The following is a 22,160-nucleotide window of genomic DNA, read 5'->3' as shown; positions in this document are numbered from 1 at the left end:
CGGACAGCTTTTTAAGTTTAGAAGAATAAGTTTAGAATTTGGAAAAATATACCTGCAAGAAGTGCGCAAATTGGAAGTGTAATAACCCATGTTAATACAATTTTACGCGCAACGCCCCATTTAACGCCTTTTACACGTTGAGCAGAACCAACACCCATTATCGCAGAAGAGATAACGTGAGTTGTTGATACCGGCAAGTGAATCGTTGTCGCTCCGAAAATGATTAATGCAGATGATAAATCAGCTGCCGCCCCGTTAACTGGGCGGATTTTCATGATTTTACCACCAACTGTTTTGATGATTTTATATCCACCAATCGATGTTCCAAGTCCCATTGCCAGGGCAGCAGAAACACGTACCCATGTTTGGATCTCGTCTGTTGATTGTAACTCAGCGGCGATTAAAGCCATCGTCATGATACCCATTGCTTTTTGTGCATCATTTGTACCGTGAGTAAATGATTGCAATGCCGCTGTTCCGATTTGGAAAATGCGGAAGCCTTTGTTTGTTTTGTATAGAGTGTTTTTCTTAAATAATACTTTAAACAACGACATCATCAGGAATCCGACAGCAAGAGCTAAGAATGGTGAAATTAATAGTGCTTGCAAAATTTTCAAGAATCCATCGTAATTTAATATGCCAAAACCAGCTGCCGAAATCGCCGCACCAGCAATCGAACCAATTAATGCATGCGATGAACTGGAAGGAATACCGAAATACCAAGTAATTAAATTCCAGGCAATTGCGGACAATAGTGCAGCTAGAATAACAAGTGAGCCGTTTTCAAGCGTGAACGGATCTACAATATCTTTCGAGATCGTCTTAGCGACACCTGTGAAAGTTAATGCGCCGATGAAGTTCATGACAGCAGCTAACATTACCGCAACACGTGGGGATAGTGCACGCGTTGAGACCGAAGTTGCTATCGCGTTTGCTGTATCGTGAAAACCGTTAATGAAGTCAAACGCTAGGGCAAAAATGACAACCAGTATTGTTAATATAAGTACTACATCCATGTTTGATTACGCTCCTATGCATTACGCATAATGATTGTCTCAATTGTGTTTGCCACATTTTGAGAGTAATCTGCGATGTCTTCAAGCTGTTCGTAGATATCCTTGAATTGAATAATACGAATTGGATCTTTTTCATTAATGAAAAGTTGTTTAATAGATGTACGTAATACTTCATCACATTTGCGTTCGTAATCTTTAATCAAAATTGCATGTTCACGCATTTGCAGAAGTTTTTTGTTTGCCAATAATTCCATCGCTTTTACGATCTCGTCCGTACTTTTTACGATGTAATGAAGGAATGTACGCATTGAATCGTCAATGTCAATCAATGAATACATCTCTAGGTAAGCTGCAAATGCTTCTACGCCGTCTAAAATGTCATCCATTTTATTGGCTAAATAAAGAATATCTTCACGCTCAATAGGTGTCATGAATGATTTATTTAACTTTAAAATCAAATCATGTATTAATTTATCGCCTTCAGTTTCATAGTTTTTTAATTTGATGCTAAGTTCTTTTAAATCTGAAACACTGACAATTTTAAAATCATCCGCGTAATGTGTAGCTTCTCTCACTGTTTCTGCAATTCCGAGTAAAGCAGTGAAGAATGGGTCTTGTTTTTTTGAACTAAACATAGAAAGCCTCCTGGACTTTAAATAGGATAGGTTATCTGAATAACCTCACACATCATATCAAAGTATTTACAAAATCAAAACACTTTTTACGTAACTTTGAGAATCTTTACATTAAAGTAATAGAAAGAATTCTAGCAAAATCTGCTGACAATATAATAAATCCTTAATTTTTGAAGAAGTAACCCTCCATATAGAGTCATATCGAATAGTTATACAACTTGCATAAATTATAAACAAAAGTTATTATTGTCTATAATATATGAAACAATAAAAGGAAGTGTTTGTGAAATGAATTTGATAGATGCGGATTTAAATGAAATGAAAAAAGGCTTTATCGAGACTGAAAACTCATTAATGTGTTTGATGTGTAACAAGAGTATCGAAAAAGGTCTTATTTACCCAGTAGGAGAACATTTTTATGAAGCTTTGAAATTTATGAAATTACATATTAAACAAGAGCATGAGTCAGTATTTGCTTATTTAATGGAACAAGATAAAGAGATTACAGGTTTATCCGATCAACAGAAGGCAGTGCTTCACTTATTGTTTGAAGGGAAGGCAGACCGTGAAATACAAGATACGCTGAAAATCGGGAGTGCTTCCACAGTAAGGAATCATCGTTTTTCTTTAAAAAAGAAAGAACGGCAAGCGAAAGTGTATTTAACTTTAATGAGTCTGATGGAAGAGGGCTATAAGTTAAGCGCACAAAGTAAAGAAGATGCGAGATTGTTTGAGGAACCTTTCCATATAACCGAACGAGAGTATAGGGAAGTATTGAAGAAGAACTGGTCTAATGGAAAACTTCGTACATTCAACTTACAGGAAAAGCATCGCTTCATCGTTTTGTGTGAAATAGTGAAGAAGTTTCAACCTGGTAAAATATATACCGAAAGAGAAGTAAATGTTCTTATTAAAGAAGTGTTCGATGATCATACATTTGTAAGAAGATATTTAGTCATGTATCACTTTTTAGCCAGAAAAACAGATGGGTCCGCTTATTGGGTTAAAGAAAAAGAAGGAATGGATGCTGACCGGAAAAAAGAATTAAAACAACAAGTAAAAGATGAAAAGACCATTGCTGGTGTCTATTGTGTAACGAACAAAGAAAATGGGAAAATGTATATTGCTTCAACGCTTAATTTAAAGAGACAAAATGGTTTGAAATTCGAATTGAATGGCGGCACATTAATGAATAAAGACTTGCAGAGGGATTGGGAGTTATTCGGTGAAGATGCATTTCAGTTTGAAGTGTTGGAGTCCATCGAAACGGAAGGGAAATCTGCTCGGCAGTTAAAAGAAGAATTAACAGAGGCTAAAGAAAACTGGTGTGTTGAAAAGCAGCCTTACGGTGAACGTGGATATAATTGAAAGAAGCACATGTGTGAACTCATGATTGAGTTGCACATGTGCTTTTATTTGTTTTAGAAGTTCGGCTTCAAGACTCTTATCATCTACCAAATTAGAGTGTTTTTTACTGGTGGACAAACCCCGAGTTCGATTCACCACTTAATAAAATAGGTTCCTTTATCCATTCCAATTACTCCACTAATAGTAACAAAAATAAATTATTTGGAAAAATGAAACTTTTCTTTTCATCCTCCGTATTAATAAGTGTCACTAAAGAATTCATTAAATGGGAGTGATTGGATGTCCATAGAACAAATCTATATGTATATACTCCTCATCGCTGGGGCAGTAACCATTCTGTATGTATTTTTTGGAGATGTTGCTGATGGGATTGGGGAAGGAATTCCTTTTTTAAATCCAACAGTTTTAATGGCATTCGTCACTTTTGTTTCAGCCACTGGGTATGTACTTGAAGTCTCTACCATTTGGAGTAGCTGGATAGTGATGTTTGCAAGTCTGGCAGTGGGAGTAGTTTTAGATATCTTATTGTACTTTTTTATTTTACTGCCCATGTCATCAGCCGAAGTGTCAATGGCTTATACGGATGAATCGTTGGCCGGTTTAGTTGGCAAAGTCATTACACCTATACCATCTGACGGTTACGGTGAGATCGTCATCGAAACTGTAGGTGGGCTTATTAATAAGCGAGCAGTAGGATATGACAATGAGGAAATTGGCTATGGAAAAGAAGTGTTAGTTATTGAGGTAGAGGAAGGAACGTTTCTTGTAAGGGAATACGAACCTTTCGTTTTTAATAAAAAATAGATGGGGGAAATGAACATGGATATGAGTATGTTGGTTGTAATAGGGATAGTGGCGTTTGTATTGGTTGCTATTATTGGTGTGTACGTAACGAAATACAAAACAGTTGGCCCTGACGAAGCATTAATTGTCACAGGAAGTTATTTAGGATCAAAAACAGTTCATACAGACGAATCAGGTAATCGAATTAAAATCATTCGTGGTGGCGGTACATTTGTATTCCCTGTGTTCCAACAGTCACAGCCACTTAGCTTGCTTTCAAGCAAACTGGAAGTAACAACTCCTGAAGTATATACCGAGCAAGGGGTTCCGGTTATGGCGGATGGAACGGCCATCATTAAAATTGGCGGATCCATTTCCGAAATTGCAACAGCAGCAGAACAATTTTTAGGGAAATCAAAAGAAGATCGTGAAAATGAAGCTAAAGAAGTATTAGAAGGTCACTTGCGTTCCATTTTAGGTTCGATGACGGTGGAGGAAATCTACAAAAATCGTGATAAATTCTCACAGGAAGTACAACGTGTCGCTTCTCAAGACTTGGCGAAGATGGGTCTGATTATTGTTTCGTTTACAATTAAGGATGTAAGAGACAAAAATGGCTACTTGGATTCTCTAGGTAAACCACGTATCGCACAAGTCAAACGTGATGCAGATATTGCGACAGCTGAAGCAGACAAAGAAACACGTATCAAGCGTGCGGAAGCAGCAAAAGAAGCGCAGAAGTCCGAAATTGAACGAGCGACTGAGATTGCATTAGCAGAAAAAGAGAATTTATTGAAAGTTGCTGAGTATCGTCGCGAACAAGATGTTGCTAAAGCCCGTGCTGACCAAGCTTACGAACTTCAAACGGCTGTCTCGAAACAAGAAGTAATGGAACAGGAAATGCAAATTCGTATTATCGAACGTCAAAAGCAAATTGAACTTGAAGAAAAAGAAATTCTACGTCGCGAGAAACAATACGACTCTGAGGTTAAAAAGAAAGCGGATGCGGATCGTTATGCTATCGAGCAAAATGCTGCAGCTGCAAAATCCCGTGAAATGGCTGAAGCAGATGCTGAGAAATATCGTATTGAGGCAAGAGCAAAAGCGGATGCTGAAAAAGTACGACTTGATGGATTGGCGAAAGCTGACTCAGAACGTGCACAAGGTGAAACAGAAGCGGATATTATTCGCTTGAAAGGTCTTGCAGAAGCGGAAGCAAAACGAAAAATTGCCGAAGCCTTTGAACATTATGGTCAAGCAGCTGTTCTGGATATGATTGTACGCATGATGCCGGAATATGCGAAACAAATCGCAAGTCCATTAGCGAATATCGACAAGATTACCGTGGTAGATACAGGTGGTGGCGAAGGTGGCGGTGCCAACAAAGTCACTTCATATGCGACAAATTTAATGTCGACTCTTCAGGAAACATTGAAGGCTTCTTCGGGCATCGATGTGAAAGAAATGCTTGAAAACTATTCAGGCAAAGGCACATTACGTCCAAGCCTGGACCGGATCTCTTATGAAATGCAAGACAAGAAAAAGCAAGAAAAAGTGGAAGATCATGTTTCCATCTGATTTTAAGCTCTCCGATTATCGGAGAGCTTTTTCATGTTTTAAGGTACAAAATAAGGTAATAATTAGATAATTTTGACGATTTATAATGACAAATGGAGGTTGAAAATGTAAAGTTGAAAGTATCTTATACATAGAAACATGTACGGTGTGGAGGTACCTATGACATTATCAATCGAACAAATCATAGATATTAAAGAAAAAACTTCTCTTCACCGAAATGATGTAGGTCATGCCATATCAACTTACATAGGGAAATCTGACGAAATCGGGTACAGTCTATTCTCTTTATTGCCTCGTCGATCGTTTTGGGTACGGTATTCAACTGAAGATGTAGAATCTGCAATAGAAAAGTACACAGTGGTTCAGGGGAAGCTTGAAGTGCAGTATGAAGGGGATACTTTCTTTTTGCATAAAGGAGATACTCTGGATGCTTCGGAATATCCAGAGCTACTATCTTTTTATGGGGAAGAGGCTGTAGAAATCCTCGTTGAAATGACAGCAAGCGTATTCGAACGAAATTTTAGAAACACTGAAATTGTCCAACGTGATGCAGCCTCTATAGAGCGTGTGGATGGTTACACTTTTCACCATTGCTCGCGAATCAAAGATTACTCTATTGAGTTATGGAAGAAACTAGGTCAGCCCATTGAGCGCGTGAGGATGCTCAGATGGGGCGCTTATTTTCATGATATTGGCAAGTTGGCCATTCCTCTTGAAATTTTAAATAAAAAAGAAAAATTCACCCCAGAAGAATGGGAAATCATGAAATCTCACACAACATTAGGTGCTCAGATGATGCGGGAACATGAAATTGAATGGTTAAGAGATTCGGCATTTATTGTCGAAGAGCATCACGAACGTTTTGATGGCAAAGGGTATCCCTACGGTTTAAAAGAAGATGAGATTTCATTGGAAGCGGCAATTGTATCCGTCGTTGATTCATTCGATGCGATGACTACGGATCGAATCTATCGTGATTCATTGACGGTTGAAGAAGCCATCCAGGAAATCATTCGTGGCAGGGGCACTCAATTCAATCCAGTAGTGGTGGATGCTTTTCTAAAACTATTGCATGAACAACAATTTAAATGGAGATAGAAGTGGCTGTTCCAAAAGTTATGTAAATTGACGCTTTGGGACAGCCATTCTTTTCCTATTTAGAGTGGGCGCATGTAAAACAACTATGTTGATTTCCGTTTCAGACGGACGCTTTCCGCGGGCGGCCCGTGAGCCTCCTCAGGCCAACAGGATGTTGGTCACGAAGGCGTTGCCACACGATGCGGCGTAATTAGCCTTCGTTCCTTTTATATGCGGGGTCTCACCTGGACACGCTTTTCCCGCTGGAAAGGTATTGGCGAATGGCCAATATCTTTGCGACGAGTAACCGCAGGAGCACATGTTTCCGCCGCCTTCCACTTCAATCAATTAACTGTTTAAAAATTAAGCATCAAATTCAATATAGGCTTTAAAATAAAATTAATTTATTAGAGACCGCCTTTTGATATATAGATTTTCTAATGGCAGTGTAGTTAAAAACGGAAGGACGTACCCTAAGTGAATTACATACAGACAATGAGGAAGATGATTGGACATGCACCACTTTTAACGGTTGGGTGTGGGGTCATTATTGAAAGAGGGAATCAAATTTTACTGCAACATCGAACAGATGCTGATGTTTGGTGTATTCCTGGGGGAGTCATGGAATTAGGCGAGAAAGTGGAAGATGCAGCTCGAAGAGAGACGGAAGAAGAAACAGGTTTAACGATTGGTGACCTGGAGTTCTTTGGCATCTACTCAGGGCAGGAGGGCTTTGCTAAATATGCTAGTGGCGATGAAGTGTATAGCATTCAAATTATTTTTAAAACGTCCACTTTCTCGGGTGAGTTACTTCAAAAGAGCGATGAGTCAAGGGCTCATACTTTTTTCGACAAACACGATTTGCCGGACAATTTAAATTCCCATCAATCTCGATTTATTATGGATTGGGTTCAGCAAATGCCTCTACCTATCATTAAATAAGCCAAAACACGTTAAACGTGTTTTGGCTTTTTCTTTTTGAAAACCCATTCCCGTTGAACGACGAAACCTACCAAAAACAGCACGCTGTCGACAATGCCCTTAATAATCATTTCGCCTCTTCCAGTTAAGAAATACAGACCGTGAACCATTCCGGCAGAAAGTGCCATGATAAGTGCGGCAAGAACCATGTATTTCACGAACGACTTTTCGTCACCTTTTTCAAAAACTTTTTTTCGATTAATCAAGTAGTTGAAACTTGCTGAAATGACCCTTGCTATTATAGTTGCCAGTATAATATACATTTGTGGTGTATCATCTTTCCATAACCAGATAAATAGAGCAAATAACCCCATATCTAAGCCAAAGGAAGCTAAGCCGGATAGCGCAAATTTCAGAAAGACTTTATAAATCTGTAGGGAGGATCGGATGGGTTGAAAATGAGAAGATTTATTGCCATTTAAATAGACAGTATCAATTTCCACTTCATGAATCGCTATACCTGCATCTTTTGTTTCGGCAAGCATATTCAGTTCATAATCAAAAGCTTCCCCTTTGATTGATAATAGCCACTCAAGATGTTTCCTCGCGAAGAGTCGTAGACCGGTTTGTGTATCTGTAATCCCAATACCTGTCGCATAGCGAAACAAATTTCGGGTTAATTTGTTTCCGAATCTGCTTCGAAACGGAATGTCTTCCAGGTCAAAATTCCGCACTCCAAGAATAATTCCATCATGTTCATTAGAAGTTTGTAGTACAGCGCAAATATCTTTTGTGAGATGTTGACCGTCTGCATCTACTGTAATTACTTTTTGAATGGTAGGTTGTTCGTTCAATATGTAATGAAATGCGGTCTTAATTGCTCTGCCTTTTCCTTGATTGGCAGCATGATGAATTACTGTCACTTCCTGCATTTGAATAATCTTATCGAAGAAAGGAGTGAATTTTTTTCCCGAACCATCATTAACGACCAAAATGTTCGAAAAGCCAGCTTCGATTAGCTCAGTGATCGTTTGACGACAAGAATCGTCGGGCTTATAAGCTGCGATGAGTACGCAAGTAGTGTCCACACAAATTCCCCCTCCCCAATAACTACCCAAAAACGATGTAAGTTATGCAGAATTTGAAGGGAACTTTTTTAATACCGTCGAATCTTAACTAGAGAGAAGATTTATAGATTTATTATGTCCTTCTAGGATTCGATGAGATAAAAAGTGAGAATCAATAATGAAATGATGACTGTATTTAGTAAATAGTATGTATTTCTTGATATTTCCCTGTCGAAAAATGCAAATCTGTCTACAAGCTTATAACTTAGTACCATGATACCTATCACAACAAGAACTGACACAAAAATAGGCATATCGTAAACTTTATGATCAATGAACCTTACAAAAATAAGTGTAGCGGCCATAATGACTCCATAAGCAACGCGTTTTAATTCCATGAATGTACTCCTTTACTTTTTTATTAAGTATAGCAATGAGCTAAATGGATAGATAGAGACTGGAGAGTAGTAAGGCATGTGATTAATATAAATAAAGGGGCAATAAACATGGCAAATAAAATACGTATTGTAGGATCAGTCGGCAGTGGCAAAACCACACTCGCAAGAAAACTTGCCCGCCAAAAAGGAATTGAGATGCATTCATTGGATGATGTGGTATGGTCCAGAAGTGAAGACGGAGATATTCGAAATTCAGAAGAAAAACGAGATGCCCAATTAGCGGATATTCTTAGCCAACCATCCTGGATTATCGAAGGCGCTCATCTTGGTTGGTCCTATAAGACTTTCGATGAAGCGGACCAAATCATTTTCTTACACCCGCGTCTCTCTGTGCGTCTGTATAGGATTTCACATAGATTCTACAGACAAAAAAGAGGAATTGAACAAGCCAGTTACATACCCAGTTGGCGAATGTATGGACGTATGTTCAAGTGGACGTACCAATACGAAACAATCTATAAGAAACAAGTTCGGAAAATCGTGAACAATGCTCATGAAAAGGCAGTAGAGATTCGCGATGGGAAAGAGGTAGGAGTTTAAAAGATGGAAAACAAACCGTTTGTTGCTTCATGGAGTGGTGGCAAGGATTCTGCCATGGCCTATTATCGTGCGATTCAGTCAGGAATGATGCCCAAGAAATTACTGACGATGTTCCAGGAAGATGAAGAAATCTCGAAGTCACATGCTCTGCCACTAAAAGTGATACAAGCTCAGGCAGATCGCCTGAATGTGCCATTAATGATTCGTGGCGCAGGATGGGAAGATTACGAAATGAAGTTTATCGATGCCATGGATGAGTGTCGTTTGGCGGGAATCACACACGGTGTCTTTGGTGATATCGACCTTGAAGGACATTTGGAATGGGTACAAAAAACGTGTGCAAAATCAGGCATTATTCCAATTCATCCGTTATGGCAAGAACCGAGACGTTCAATACTGGAGGAACTTCTGGAGGTTGGATTTGAAGCGGTTATTGTCGTCATCAATACAAGGATGATGCCAAGGGATTATATCGGCCGGACATTCACAAAAGAGCTGATGGACGAATTAGAAACGCTAGGAATTGATTCATGTGGAGAAAATGGGGAGTTTCATACAGTCGTCATTGATGGTCCGATTTTTTCATCACGTGTACCTGTTAAGTTTGGAGAGGTAAGGGAAAATGAAGAATATGTTTTCTTGAGTGTTGAATTATAGGTTTGTTCAGATGATAAATTTTTACAAGAAAAAGGCATTGTCTTTTAAGACAATGCCTTTTTGTATGTCGATTTATAGGTAATCTTTCAATTCATTCTCAAGAAACGGTTTTGCTTTTAGGAAATCCACGAAAGCTCGATATTTTTGCTGTTCCTCTGGTGTCGATTTTTTTCCATTGAAATAAGCTCGAATCAAAATGTTTTTTGGCGTATGTTCCATATCAATGAATTCGAGTAATTGCGCATCATAACCGACAAGTTTCAGCAACTCCGCACGGATAGAATCTGTTGCTAGAGCGGCAAAGCGTTCTTTCACCAGGCCATGCTGAAGCATAACATCCAGAGCGGGACTGTTCAGTTGTGTGTTTAGCTCATGTTGACAACATGGTACACTCAGAATCACTTTTGCTCCCCATTTTACAGCACGAGCCAGTGCCATATCCGTTGCCACATCACAAGCATGAAGTGTCACAACCATATCCACCGACGTTTCTTCATTATAATCATTGATATCGCCGACCAGGAATTCAAGGTGGTCATAGTTTAGATCATCCGCAATTTGCTGACATTCTTCAATGACTTCTTTTTTCAAATCAAGTCCAGTGACTCGAATATCGAGACCTTTTTCAATTCTCAAGTAGTGATAGAGCGCAAAGGTCAAGTAAGATTTCCCTGAACCAAAGTCCAAAATCCGAACTGGTCGATCTTTCGGAAGATAGTCCAGTGCATCATCAATGAATTCGACAAATCGATTGATTTGGCGGAATTTATCATGCTTTTGCTTTTTGACTTTCCCATCGGGCGTCTGAACACCAAGACGCACAAGAAACGGGTAGGATGTATCTTCGTCCAGTAAATAGTTCTTCTTTCGGTTATGTGAAAGATTCACCAATTTTTTTGAGACAACTTGGTCTGACTTCCACAATACTTTAAACTTTTTGGAAAGCTGAATATGCACTTTTTCTTCCTGAAAATCAGCTTGTACCTGTCTGTATTGCTGAAGTAAGGCATGCAATTTTTCATTCGCTGCATCAAGTTCAAGGTTCTCGTGTTTTAATATACGTTCGTATTGGTATTCAAACTGAATATGATAGATACCCTTTAGTTCAACGGGTTTGAGTTTTACGCGTTTAACTTCTTCTGATTTTGCACGTGGTTGGCTGATCGTTGCAGAGATCAGCTGTTGTTGCTGAATCAAATCACTTAACTGGTCGAACATTTGTTGATATTCCATATAGACCGCCTTCTCTTCAAGTTTATTACCGCTAGTTTATCACATCAGCCAGAATATCTTTTCGAATAGAAGGTAAACCGATGTCAAAAGTGATGAATGGACGGAAATTCGACGTGATTGGACAAAGCTAGTGTGACTGGTCATAAATCAAATTGAATGGACGGAAATCCAAATTGAATGGACGAAAACCCAGCACGAATGGTCGAAACCCCACGAATCCCTCTAAACCTTAAAAAAAAGCCTCTCCTTAGTCACTTGAAGTGAACAGGAGGGCGAAATCAATCTTTCCATAATTGCTCAAAGCTACTTTCATCATTTCCAATAGTAATCGTATATACATCAGGGTTACGAAGTGATTTCCACTCTTGAAAACCGATGGAATCATCAAAGTGTTTCAAGATAAGGCTCATTAAATTACCATGTGTAACGATAATGGTATTGTTAGGCGCCTCATTTATGACTTCGATAGCACGGGATGTCGCTTCACGACTGGTTTCGCCGCCGGTCAGCTTCAAATCGAGATTGTGGAATGTCTCTTCAAGAAGCTCGAGCCAATTGGGCAGATCAGACGTACTCAACGTGCGTTCTGCCAAACGATCATCGATAGTAAGTGGTAGATTTTTTGCTTTTGCTGTTGGTTTAATTGAATCTTGTGCCCTTTTAAATGGACTTGAAATGATGTTTTCAATTAAAATCCCGCTAAAAAATGCAGCTAACTTTTCAGCTTGTTCAAATCCCGACTCGGTTAATTCAGCATCTGCAGCTTGTCCGTTTGCAGAACAGTGGCGAACGAGGTATAGCGTCTTCATCTGGCAAGCACTCCTTTTAACCATTTGTAAAAGTATACGAAATAAAAACCCTGAAGCAAAGAGCTTCAGGGTTAATTATTAACCTAATTTTTTCATTAAATTTGCCATTTCAATAGCAGCCGTTGCAGATTCCCAGCCTTTATTTCCTGCTTTCGTTCCAGCGCGTTCGATTGCTTGTTCAATCGTATCTGTCGTCAGAACACCGAAAATCACTGGAATATCATGTTGGTAACCAGCATTGGCAACGCCTTTAGCTGCTTCATTACATACATAATCAAAATGAGGAGTGGAGCCACGAATCACCGTACCGAGTGTGATCACGGCATCGTACTTTTTGGAAGCTGCCATTTGTTTCGCGACTAGTGGAATTTCAAAAGCACCAGGAACCCAGGCAATCGTCACATTTGCTTCATCCACGCCATGACGCTTCAGTGCGTCTTCGGCTCCACCTAATAGTTTACTTGTGATAAATTCATTGAATCGACCAACAACGATACCGATTTTTAAATCGGACCCAACTAAATATCCTTCTAAATGTGTTGTCATATACAAGCTCCTCTATAAACTCAGGAAATGTCCGAGTTTTGATTTTTTGGTTTTCATATAGCCTTCATTATCTGTATGAGAGGGGATTTCGATTGCTACACGTTCAGTTACTTCCAGACCATAACCATCGATTCCCGCAATTTTTCTTGGATTGTTGGTCATAAGCATCATTTTACGGACACCGAGGTCGCGCAAAATTTGTGCGCCAATTCCGTACTCCCTTAAATCATCAGCAAATCCCAGTTTTTGATTGGCTTCGACAGTATCTAACCCTTCGTCCTGCAGAGCATACGCTTTTAATTTGTTGATTAAACCGATACCGCGCCCCTCTTGTCGCATGTATAACAAAATGCCTGAGCCAGCTTCTTCAATCTGTTTGAGTGAGGCATGGAGTTGTGAACCACAATCACATTTACGAGAAGCAAAAACATCCCCAGTCAGACATTCAGAATGTACCCGGGTCAAAATTGGAGTTTCTTCAGAGACCGATCCTTTGACAAGGGCAATATGTTCTTTCCCTGTCAAGGTTTCGGTATATCCAAATACCTTAAAATCACCATACTCAGTTGGCAAAATAGTTTCCACTTCGCGGGTAATCAGTTTTTCATGCTTTTGTTTGTACGCAATCAATTCAGCGATGGTTAATATACCTATATTTAATCGTTTCCCTATGGTAACTAAATCATCGAGTCGAGCCATTGTGCCATCTGCATTCATAATTTCACAAATCACACCCGCAGGCGCAGAACCTGCAAGCAATGCCAAATCTACTGCTGCTTCAGTATGTCCTGCACGCTTAAGAACTCCACCTTTTTTCGCAATTAAGGGGAATACGTGACCTGGTCGTTTAAAATCGGATGCGGTCGATTGATTATTAATCATTTGAAGAATGGTGTGCGAGCGTTCAAATGCACTGATACCCGTTGTTGTGTCAATATGATCGACACTGATTGTAAAAGCAGTACTATAAGGGTCTGTGTTGTGATCCGTCATTAACCCAATGTCCAGTTGACTTGCAATTTCTTCTGCCACTGGTACGCAAATAAGACCTTTCCCTTCGGTGGCCATTAAATTGATGACTTGAGGTGTTGCAAATTCAGCAAGCGCAACAAAGTCTCCTTCGTTTTCTCGGTCTTCGTCATCAACAACAATGATGGCTTGGCCTTTGGATAGTGCTTCAACTGCTTCTTCTACCGTATAAAACATAAGAAACCTCCTTAAAATCCTTTATCTTGTAGCCATTCTTTTGATATGCCAGTTTTAGATGTTAGGATACGTTCGGTATATTTTGCGAGCATGTCACATTCGATATTCACTTTTTCACCAATGCGTTTGTCCCCGATCAACGAATCATATTGAGTTGTTGGAATCAAAGAAATCGTGATGGAAGATTGATCGACATCAAAAACAGTGAGAGAAGTTCCGTCTATGGCAACGGAGCCTTTCGGCGTAATGTATTTCATGAGGCTAAAATCCACTTCAATCTTTTTTGTGATGGCATTGGATTCTTTTTTGATCGAGCGAATGACACCGATGCCGTCCACGTGCCCACTGACAAAATGGCCGCCAAACCGTCCGTTTGCCGCCATGGCGCGTTCCAAATTAACACGCGCATTTGATGATAAATTGGCTAAAGTGGTCGAATTGAAGGTTTCCGGAATGACATCCACAACAAACGTATCATGTGTAAAAGATGAAACCGTCAAACAAACACCATTTACGGCGATACTATCGCCTCTTTTTACATCAGCTAGTACCACTTTTGCACGAATGGATAATTCGAGCGCATGTGATTTACGTTTGATGGAAGTGACAGTGCCAATTTCTTCAATGATTCCTGTGAACAAGTAATCAACCTCCTACTGAAGAGAGAATTGATGCGAACATCAAAGTCTTTTTGTTATCCATTATTTAGTTAGTGGTGCCAATCTTATACGCCTGTAGAGACATACTTTGTAAAGCTTTTATAAGGATGATTTTTTCCACCAAGGGGCAGATAGGTGGTGGGGAAAGGGATATGATGATGGATTCTATTGACTAAATGAAAAAGAGCGATTAAACGATTACGTAACAAAAGAAAGTTCTCGCGTAATTTCTGCGAACGAAACTCTTTTTTAGCATCCGTTGTGTCAAAAGAATAGAGTATGGTAACGCAATGTGAAAACACTCGGTTATGATGCTTCGCTTCTTGTGTGAACCTACTTGCAGGAACCCTAAATTGGGTAGCTTTAAGAAGCCTGTCTTTCAATACAAGTGCGTTTGCAATAGTCATATGGAATTCAGACACAGTGCCAACTGATCGTATGTACTTCAAACACGGGATAGATAAGCTGGACTCCTTTAGTTGTTGATTGATACAAGCTCCTCCTTTCGAATTTTCAATCGAAAAGAAGCGATGCGCGAGCATGACAAATAAACCTCTCTATACTCTTCTCCCATCCAGACTATACTGTCGGTGTTGGATTCGCACCAACTCCACCGCTACTTTTTCAAGCACCGGGTCACGGACTTACAAATCTACATTTGCTCACCGCCGGTAAGGAATTTCACCTTGCCCCGAAGAATATAAAGCGACTAGTTATCGTTTTTATAGTAGCACAATTAGCAGGGTTTGATAAAATCATCACCACCACGATTCAATAAACGATTTTCTCCAACCGTAAAAATGGGTAAAGATGGATTCTCTATTACAATTCGTCTGAATTTTGTGATAACATAATAGTGTTGTAGACATTCACAAAGGGGGAAGCAACATGTTAAAACATCAAACCGTTGGGGAAGTAGTTCGGGAAATGGCGAAACGGTATCCTACTACAGAAGCTTATGTTTATCCAGAGAAGCAAGTACGCAAAACATATAAAGAATTTGATGAAGAGACGGATCGATTGGCTAAAGCGTTCATGGGGATGGGCATAGCCAAAGGTGAACATGTTGCCATTTGGTCAGACAACAAAAGAGAGTGGTTATTAAGTCAATATGCCACAGGCAAGATGGGTGCAGTTCTCGTGACGGTTAATACAAACTATCAAGAAAAAGAATTGGAATATTTATTGAATCAATCTGATTCAACCACCCTTATTTTAGGCGAAGAATTTAAAGGAACGTCTTACATAGAGATTATTAATTCCGTATGTCCTGAATTGAAATCATCGGTTAAAGGGGATATTCAATGCGCGAAGCTCCCTAATTTCAAACGCGTGATTGTCATGAGTGAAAATGACTATCCTGGTATTTATTCCTGGAGTGAGTTTGAGGCGCATGCATTAAACGTAACGGACAAGCAACTTGACGAAAGACTGGGCTCTTTAGAAGTAGATGATGTAATAAATATTCAATATACATCCGGAACTACAGGGTTTCCAAAAGGCGTCATGCTGACACATATGAACATTGTCAATAACGGTCAAATTATCGGAGACCATATGAAGTTAACACCGGAAGACCGCTTATGTATTCCAGTTCCATTTTTCCATTGTTTTGGCTGTGTGTTGGGTACGCTTGCGGCCGTCACGCATGGAACAACGATGGTATTAGTGGAGCAATTTGATCCTAAGCGAGTGCTCCAGATTGTACAGGACGAAAAATGTACAGCTCTTCACGGGGTACCAACTATGTTTATTGCCGAGCTGAATCATCCTGAATATGAACAATTTGATACTTCATCCCTAAGAACAGGCATTATGGCGGGTTCACCTTGCCCGATTGAGGTAATGAAAAAAGTCATCGATGATATGGGGGCTAGCGAAATAACAATTTGTTATGGACTTACTGAATGTTCACCTGTTATATCCCAAACTAAATCTGATGATGCGATTGAAAAACGCGTGAAAACTGTAGGGAAACCACATCCTCATGTAGAAGTGAAAATTATTGACCCCGCAACTAAAGAAGAATTGCCTGCAGGAATGCCAGGTGAGTTATGTGCACGGGGATATCTTGTGATGAAAGGTTATTACAAAAATGAAGAAGCAACACGCGAGGCAATCGATGAAGATGGTTGGCTACACACAGGAGATATAGCACTTTTGGATGATGAAGGTTATCTCGAAATTACAGGTCGAATCAAAGATATGGTGATTCGTGGAGGAGAAAACATCTATCCACGCGAAATTGAAGAGTTTCTATATCAACACCCGAGTGTACAGGACGTCCAAGTAGTGGGCGTACCAGATCCGAAATATGGTGAAGAGCTAATGGCGTGGATTATTGTAAAAGAGGGAGAATCAGTTGATGCTGAAGAAATCCGCTCATATTGTAAAGGAAAGATATCACATCATAAAATCCCACGTTATATTGAGTTTACAGAATCCTATCCAATGACCGCATCTGGAAAGATTCAAAAGTATCTTTTGCGAGAAATGTCGAAAGAGAAGAGTGTAAGCGTTTAATATGACATATTTCCTGGGAAATACAAAAACCCTGTAAAACGTTGGTAATTCTATGTTTTGTGACAATTCTTACTAAAAAAATATTCTCGTTCTTCTGCAATGAGCATGTTATGATGAGTTTGAAATACTCACAACATTCTCAAAGGAGGAACAAACATGACTGATTATGTATATCAATTAATTGCAATCATCATTTATATGGCTGCGATGCTGTATATAGGTTATTATTCTTACAAAAAAACAGCCAACTTAACGGATTTCATGTTGGGAGGGCGTTCATTAGGGCCTGGAGTAACAGCGCTGAGTGCTGGAGCAGCCGATATGTCAGGTTGGTTATTGATGGGGCTACCTGGAGCAATCTATGCAACTGGTTTGGTAGAAGCATGGATAGCTATCGGATTAACTGTTGGAGCTTACTTAAACTGGTTGCTAGTTGCACCACGTTTACGTGTGTATTCACAAGTTTCGAATGATTCCATTACAATTCCAAGTTTCTTGGAAAACCGCTTGAAAGATACTTCACGATTATTACGTGTTGTTTCAGGTATTATCATCCTGGTATTCTTTACGTTCTATGTATCATCAGGAATGGTAGCCGGAGGAGTGTTCTTTGACGAGTCATTCGGTTTGGACTATCATACAGGTTTATTAATTGTGTCGGCAGTTGTTATTGCTTATACACTGTTTGGAGGATTCCTTGCAGTAAGTTATACAGACGTTGTTCAAGGACTTGTTATGTTCTTGGCATTGATATTAGTGCCAGTCATCGGTTTATTCTTGGTAGGTGGATCCGATGGTGCAGCAGAAAGCATTCGTTCTGTTGATCCTGCTCGATTAAGTTTAATTGAAGGAGCAACTGCATTAGGTGTTCTATCTTCCATCGCTTGGGGTCTTGGTTATTTTGGTCAGCCTCATATCATTGTGCGCTTTATGGCAATTAGTTCAGTAAAAGAAACAAAGCAAGCTCGCCGTATCGGTATCGGTTGGATGGCGTTAAGTCTCCTTGGTGCAATCGCAACAGGTTTGATTGGAATCGCTTACTATCAGCAAAATGCTGGTGAAACTTTAAGTGATCCAGAAGCAATCTTTATCTCTTTAGGACAAGTTATTTTCCATCCATTTATCGCTGGTATCATGTTGGCAGCAGTACTTGCTGCAGTTATGAGTACGATTTCTTCTCAACTGATTGTTACGTCTTCAGCATTGATTGAAGATTTGTACAAAGCTGTCATTAACAAAGATGCTTCAGATAAGCATTTTGTGTTACTTGGACGTATTGCAGTACTGTTTGTTGCAGTAGTTGCAATGTTCATTGCATGGGAGAAAAACACAACCATCCTTGATTTAGTCGCATATGCTTGGGCTGGATTTGGAGCTGCATTTGGTCCTGTTATTCTTCTTTCTCTATTCTGGAGAAAGTTAACTACTTGGGGTGCTTTAGCAGGTATGGTCGTTGGAGCAACTACAGTAGTTATATGGGGGAACAATGAAACCCTTAAAGGCTTGATTTATGAAATCGTTCCAGGATTTATCCTATGCTTGATTGTAGCGGTTATTGTAAGTCTTGTTACGTACCGAAAAAATGCTGAAATTGATCGTGAATTCGATGAAGCAATTACATTATTGAAGCAAGAAAGATAAATTGTCATCCCACAACATATTATAGTTGTGGGATTTTTTTATCCCCCATTGACCGATTGGTCAGTGAAGCATATAGTTAAAGTAATAATTGGAATACAAGGGAGGTTTCATGTATGAATGCAATTGAATTGAATCACTTAACCAAACGTTACGGAAAAGCACGCGGTATAGAAGACGTCACGTTCCAAGTCGCACAAGGGGAGATTTTTGGATTCATTGGACCTAATGGAGCAGGTAAGAGTACCACAATCCGTACATTACTTAACTTTTTATATCCAACAAGTGGTACTGCAAAAATCTTGGGAAAAGATGTGGTGACAGAAGCGAAAAATCTCCGTCAACACATTGGATATTTACCTTCTGAAGTTCATTATTATGACGATATGAAAGTGAGTGAATTGTTCCGTTTTTCTGCAGGCTTCTACCCAGGAGATTCATCAAAACATGCACTGGAGTTAGCTGAACGTCTTCAACTCGACACGAGCAGAAAAATTGAGGATTTGTCTTTTGGAAACAAGAAAAAAGTTGGTATCATTCAGGCGCTCATGCATGAACCACAGATTTTGATATTAGATGAACCGACTGCAGGCTTAGACCCACTTATGCAATCGATATTTTTTGAACTGCTAAGAGAGCTACAACAAAAAGGAACGACGATATTCTTTTCATCCCATTATCTAAGTGAAGTACAGAAATTATGCAACCGTGTGGCCATCATTAAAGACGGCCGAATGATTAAAATTGAAAATATGGAAGACTTGCATGCGAAGAAATTTAAAAAAGTCCATCTTCATTTTCAAAACAAATGGGATCAAAAGATACGCTTAGAAGGAGTTCTGCAAGAAAACGTAACGGATAATAGCTACGAATTTATTTATAATGGCCACACTCGGAATTTGTTGGAACAGCTGGTTAACATTCAATTTGATGATGTAACCATCGAAGAACCGTCGCTTGAAGAGATTTTCATGCATTATTACGAAAAAGAAGCGGGTGAGAATGATGGTCTTTAAGAGAGAATGGAAGCGAGCACAAAAAGCGTTATGGATTTGGACATTGGCGCTTGGAGGCATGACTTTTTTAATCATGAGCGTCTATCCGCAATTTGCAGAAAATAAAGAGCAACTTCAGGAGTTGATGAAATTGTATCCCGAAGCCATGCTTAAAGCGTTTAATATTGATCAACTAGGCTTCGATAGTGCACTCGGTTTTTATGCTATTGAAGGATATTTATTCGTTACACTGTTTGGCAGTATTTATGCTGCAATGTTAGCTGGAGGCATGTTGGTGAAAGAAGAAAGTGATCGTACCATTGAATTTTTATTATCAAAGCCGATTTCAAGAGTTCAAGTGGTTGTTCAGAAAGCTGCGGCCGTTGCGTTGGTTCTAGTGGTCTTTAATACCGTACTTTCTGTGATTAACTATTTGGGATTCCAGGTTGCCGGTGACGACCATATCGATATGGTGACATTCACACTGATTTCCTTGGCTCCCTTATTATTGCATTTAACTTTTGCAGCCTTAGCTTTTGGACTATCTGCATTTTTCCGTAAGCAACGTCTTGTAACATCAATTTCGCTAGCCATTGTGTTATTCAGCTATTTTGTTAGTATTGTCGCGAGTATTTCCGATAAACTATCCAAGCTGAAATGGATTACCCCGTTTGAATATGTAAATTCGGCTTATATAATAGAGCAGGCATCAATTAAGCCCGTGTATTTAATTATCATGATTATGATTATGGTTATATCTGTAACGGCAGCTATTATGAAGTATATGAAAAAGGACTTGGTTATTTAATGGATATAGAAAAAAATGAACGGATATTCCAAGTTGCTAAAGAGCTATTTGCTACACTTGGTTATCACCAGACATCCGCGAATTTAATTGCAGAAACAGCTGACGTTTCGAAAGCACTTATTTTTCACCATTTTCAATCCAAGAAAAATTTGTATTTGACCATTATCAATGATTCCATCGATGTTTTGATGAATGCGTTTGAGAAGGAATGGCATCCTCAAGATTCTGAAGATTTCTTTGAACAATTGAAGTACTTTGTAAAGATGAAATTAAACGTGGCAGTATCATGCCCGTTGGAAAATCAATTGTTAATGCAAGCTTTTATAACGCCACCTAAAGAAATCATGAAAGAATTAGAACAACTATTTATGGAAAAGTCGAAACCAATGATCGCTTTAAATGACGACTATATTTATCAACTCTTAACCCCAAAGTCTTTACGTGATGACGTTGAACTGAATCAGGCAAAACGGTTAATCCGCACAGTTTTTGAAGGATTCTCCCAGCGGATAATAAATGAATATACAGGGAAGTTCGAAAATCTAGTGGATGAAACCGACAAAATTCTCTCGGAGATGGATGCAATAATCGACATATTGAAGTATGGAGTATGTACGCGTGCATTAGATTAGCTTTGACATGTGGAAGAGAACAGGAGTGGTGAAAATGATTGAGCTGGATCATGTTGTATATTTCAGTAAGCAAACCCCGGAAGAGCATGTTCGAAAAAGCGAAGGTACTTCAATCGGTGGGCGGCACAAAAATTGGGGAACGGTAAATGCGTTAACCTATACGAAAAATAGTTATGTCGAATATCTATCAGTGGAACATATGGACATTGCCAAACAGGCGAATCATCCACTAACGAATCTTTTGTTGCATGATTTAGAGAATGGCGAAGGATGGGGAACTATTTGTTTTCGCACGGCAGATATTGTGGGGTTGAATAATAGGTTGAAGGAAGAAGAAGGATGGACCACCTCTGGAGTATTGAATGCGGAACGTGAGACATCAACAGGATTTATCCGAAAATGGAAAATGCTTTTCATCGACCAGGAAGTTTCCGACAAATTGCCATTGCCATTCTTCATTGAATGGGATGAACCATTTGAGGATCGAATGAACAGTTTAAGGGCAGACGGAACTCTGAAAGAGTACAATGAGCAACTTCAAATCACACGTTGTGAATTTGCTGTGGAAAATCCCGAACATCATAGCAAAATGTGGGCAAGTCTTTTTTCCACAGACCGAGTAGAGAATACCATCATTTTACCCAACACCGAGTTGGTTTTCCTGAAAACCACTCAAGACAAGGAACGTCTATCACACGTTGAAATCAATTGAAAAACTTCGAAACACATGCTGATAGAGCATGTGGCAGATTGTAAATAATATAATGATTGAATATAACTGCATACTATTGTAAAAGTACCAATACAAGAAAATGTTGATATCCATTGCGGTGGACGCCGTCGCCTCCATTCCAATCAACAGAACGCGCTTCTGTATATGTTTCTCTTAAAATTATTTAAGGAGGAAAGTGGTCGGCTGTTTCTGAAGACTCCTGCGGAAAAACGGAACAAGCTAGACCCCGCAGGATTTGCTGTCATAGACAGCAAAGCTGAGGAGGCTAGCGTTTCGTC

At 39.4% G+C, this 22,160-nt stretch carries 22 protein-coding genes and 1 riboswitch; of the genes, 13 read left to right on the top strand and 9 right to left on the bottom strand.

All coding sequences use genetic code 11. The features are described 5' to 3' along the window. Nucleotides 1-17 precede the first annotated feature (17 nt). Nucleotides 18-1,016 (bottom strand): inorganic phosphate transporter, encoded by a 999-nt coding sequence (locus M9R32_RS06535; RefSeq protein WP_269925928.1) that lies wholly within the window; start codon nucleotides 1,014-1,016, stop codon nucleotides 18-20. Between the two features lie 14 nt (nucleotides 1,017-1,030). Beyond that, nucleotides 1,031-1,651 carry a DUF47 domain-containing protein gene (locus tag M9R32_RS06530; protein WP_269925927.1) on the bottom strand — a complete coding sequence of 207 codons (621 nt, stop codon included), beginning with the start codon at nucleotides 1,649-1,651 and terminating at the stop codon, nucleotides 1,031-1,033. Between the two features lie 288 nt (nucleotides 1,652-1,939). Here M9R32_RS06530 and M9R32_RS06525 point away from each other — a divergent pair, with 288 nt between their 5' ends. The 5 genes from M9R32_RS06525 (at nucleotide 1,940) to M9R32_RS06505 (ending at nucleotide 7,399) form a co-directional block, all read left to right on the top strand. Then, nucleotides 1,940-3,019, top strand: coding sequence for a DUF2087 domain-containing protein (locus M9R32_RS06525; RefSeq protein WP_269925926.1), 1,080 nt, complete (start codon nucleotides 1,940-1,942; stop codon nucleotides 3,017-3,019). Nucleotides 3,020-3,298: 279 nt separating this feature from the next. Next, the gene (locus tag M9R32_RS06520) at nucleotides 3,299-3,823 is read left to right on the top strand and encodes an NfeD family membrane protein (RefSeq protein ID WP_269925925.1); all 525 of its coding nucleotides are present in this window, start codon (nucleotides 3,299-3,301) and stop codon (nucleotides 3,821-3,823) included. A gap of 15 nt (nucleotides 3,824-3,838) precedes the next feature. Then, nucleotides 3,839-5,380 carry a flotillin family protein gene (locus tag M9R32_RS06515; RefSeq protein WP_269925924.1) on the top strand — a complete coding sequence of 514 codons (1,542 nt, stop codon included), beginning with the start codon at nucleotides 3,839-3,841 and terminating at the stop codon, nucleotides 5,378-5,380. Between the two features lie 159 nt (nucleotides 5,381-5,539). Continuing rightward, complete coding sequence (locus M9R32_RS06510) at nucleotides 5,540-6,478, top strand: HD-GYP domain-containing protein (protein ID WP_269925923.1); 939 nt, start codon at nucleotides 5,540-5,542, stop codon at nucleotides 6,476-6,478. Between the two features lie 456 nt (nucleotides 6,479-6,934). Next, a complete protein-coding gene (locus M9R32_RS06505; protein ID WP_269925922.1) occupies nucleotides 6,935-7,399 on the top strand; it encodes an NUDIX hydrolase in 465 nt (154 codons plus the stop codon). 11 nt (nucleotides 7,400-7,410) lie between these two features. Here the strand turns inward: M9R32_RS06505 and M9R32_RS06500 are convergent, their stop codons facing one another. Together M9R32_RS06500 and M9R32_RS06495 are read right to left on the bottom strand one after the other, a co-directional pair. After that, entirely contained in the window at nucleotides 7,411-8,466 is a 1,056-nt protein-coding gene (locus tag M9R32_RS06500) for a bifunctional glycosyltransferase family 2/GtrA family protein (protein WP_269925921.1), read from the bottom strand. Nucleotides 8,467-8,588: 122 nt separating this feature from the next. Next, nucleotides 8,589-8,843: a hypothetical protein gene (locus M9R32_RS06495; protein WP_269925920.1), complete on the bottom strand. Its 255-nt coding sequence runs from the start codon at nucleotides 8,841-8,843 to the stop codon at nucleotides 8,589-8,591. Between the two features lie 108 nt (nucleotides 8,844-8,951). Between M9R32_RS06495 and M9R32_RS06490 the strand changes: the two genes are divergently transcribed. Both M9R32_RS06490 and M9R32_RS06485 read left to right on the top strand, forming a co-directional pair. After that, nucleotides 8,952-9,443 (top strand): AAA family ATPase, encoded by a 492-nt coding sequence (locus M9R32_RS06490; protein WP_269925919.1) that lies wholly within the window; start codon nucleotides 8,952-8,954, stop codon nucleotides 9,441-9,443. A 3-nt stretch (nucleotides 9,444-9,446) separates the two neighbouring features. Beyond that, a complete protein-coding gene (locus M9R32_RS06485) occupies nucleotides 9,447-10,100 on the top strand; it encodes a Dph6-related ATP pyrophosphatase (RefSeq protein WP_269925918.1) in 654 nt (217 codons plus the stop codon). A 72-nt stretch (nucleotides 10,101-10,172) separates the two neighbouring features. Here M9R32_RS06485 and M9R32_RS06480 read toward each other — a convergent pair whose 3' ends face one another. From M9R32_RS06480 to ribE, 5 genes are all read right to left on the bottom strand, one after another. Next, nucleotides 10,173-11,333 (bottom strand): class I SAM-dependent methyltransferase, encoded by a 1,161-nt coding sequence (locus M9R32_RS06480; protein WP_269925917.1) that lies wholly within the window; start codon nucleotides 11,331-11,333, stop codon nucleotides 10,173-10,175. A 278-nt stretch (nucleotides 11,334-11,611) separates the two neighbouring features. Next, a complete protein-coding gene (locus M9R32_RS06475) occupies nucleotides 11,612-12,142 on the bottom strand; it encodes a histidine phosphatase family protein (RefSeq protein ID WP_269925916.1) in 531 nt (176 codons plus the stop codon). Between the two features lie 78 nt (nucleotides 12,143-12,220). After that, nucleotides 12,221-12,688 (bottom strand): 6,7-dimethyl-8-ribityllumazine synthase, encoded by a 468-nt coding sequence (ribH, locus tag M9R32_RS06470; RefSeq protein WP_269925915.1) that lies wholly within the window; start codon nucleotides 12,686-12,688, stop codon nucleotides 12,221-12,223. Nucleotides 12,689-12,700: 12 nt separating this feature from the next. After that, a complete protein-coding gene (locus M9R32_RS06465; RefSeq protein WP_269925914.1) occupies nucleotides 12,701-13,894 on the bottom strand; it encodes a bifunctional 3,4-dihydroxy-2-butanone-4-phosphate synthase/GTP cyclohydrolase II in 1,194 nt (397 codons plus the stop codon). An 11-nt stretch (nucleotides 13,895-13,905) separates the two neighbouring features. Beyond that, nucleotides 13,906-14,535, bottom strand: coding sequence for a riboflavin synthase (gene ribE, locus M9R32_RS06460; RefSeq protein WP_269925913.1), 630 nt, complete (start codon nucleotides 14,533-14,535; stop codon nucleotides 13,906-13,908). Between the two features lie 576 nt (nucleotides 14,536-15,111). Further along, a riboswitch (FMN riboswitch) is annotated at nucleotides 15,112-15,256 on the bottom strand. 185 nt (nucleotides 15,257-15,441) lie between these two features. Between ribE and M9R32_RS06455 the strand changes: the two genes are divergently transcribed. From M9R32_RS06455 to M9R32_RS06430, 6 genes are all read left to right on the top strand, one after another. Beyond that, on the top strand, nucleotides 15,442-17,076 hold the full coding sequence (locus M9R32_RS06455) for an AMP-binding protein (protein WP_269925912.1): 1,635 nt from the start codon (nucleotides 15,442-15,444) through the stop codon (nucleotides 17,074-17,076). A 156-nt stretch (nucleotides 17,077-17,232) separates the two neighbouring features. Next, nucleotides 17,233-18,717: a sodium/proline symporter PutP gene (gene putP / locus M9R32_RS06450; RefSeq protein ID WP_269925911.1), complete on the top strand. Its 1,485-nt coding sequence runs from the start codon at nucleotides 17,233-17,235 to the stop codon at nucleotides 18,715-18,717. 113 nt (nucleotides 18,718-18,830) lie between these two features. Continuing rightward, entirely contained in the window at nucleotides 18,831-19,730 is a 900-nt protein-coding gene (locus M9R32_RS06445) for an ABC transporter ATP-binding protein (RefSeq protein ID WP_269925910.1), read from the top strand. Next, complete coding sequence (locus tag M9R32_RS06440) at nucleotides 19,720-20,517, top strand: ABC transporter permease subunit (RefSeq protein ID WP_269925909.1); 798 nt, start codon at nucleotides 19,720-19,722, stop codon at nucleotides 20,515-20,517. Before M9R32_RS06445 ends, M9R32_RS06440 begins: the two co-directional genes overlap by 11 nt. Then, complete coding sequence (locus tag M9R32_RS06435) at nucleotides 20,517-21,149, top strand: TetR/AcrR family transcriptional regulator (RefSeq protein WP_269925908.1); 633 nt, start codon at nucleotides 20,517-20,519, stop codon at nucleotides 21,147-21,149. Before M9R32_RS06440 ends, M9R32_RS06435 begins: the two co-directional genes overlap by 1 nt. Before the next feature lie 34 nt (nucleotides 21,150-21,183). Next, on the top strand, nucleotides 21,184-21,861 hold the full coding sequence (locus tag M9R32_RS06430; RefSeq protein ID WP_269925907.1) for a VOC family protein: 678 nt from the start codon (nucleotides 21,184-21,186) through the stop codon (nucleotides 21,859-21,861). The last annotated feature ends 299 nt before the right edge of the window (nucleotides 21,862-22,160 follow it).

It is taken from the genome of Paenisporosarcina quisquiliarum, from assembly GCF_027563315.1.
GTDB classification, from domain to species: Bacteria; Bacillota; Bacilli; order Bacillales_A; family Planococcaceae; genus Paenisporosarcina; species Paenisporosarcina quisquiliarum.
The sequence above is the reverse complement of the archived record's forward strand: the minus strand, read 5'-3'. Positions and strand labels throughout refer to the sequence as shown.